The organism is Parafrankia sp. Ea1.12 (genome assembly GCF_900465275.1).
GTDB lineage: Bacteria > Actinomycetota > Actinomycetes > Frankiales > Frankiaceae > Parafrankia > Parafrankia soli.
Map to the genome: position 1 here is coordinate 1 of NZ_UBIZ01000423.1, position 246 is coordinate 246.

The window sequence follows — 246 nt, forward strand, 5'->3', positions numbered from 1 at the left end:
GGCACCTCGAAGTCCCCGGCCGCACCGGCTACAGCTTCGGCGAGCACATGGCCGGCCACGGCATGCTCGTCATCGCCGTCGATCACATCGGCACCGGCGAGAGCTCCCGGCACCCCCGAGCCGCCGAGCTCACTCCCGACGTCGTCGCCGCGGCGAACAACGCGGCGCTCTCCGACCTGGTGGAACGCGCGGAGAAGGGCTTGCTCCTGCCCGGCCTGGGGCCGGTCGACGTCGGACCGGTCATCG

General features: G+C 72.8%; 1 pseudogene. It reads left to right on the top strand.

Annotation, left to right across the window (positions count from 1 at the left end):
• A pseudogene (locus tag FMEAI12_RS24645) lies at positions 1 to 246 on the top strand (alpha/beta hydrolase); the annotation flags it as partial.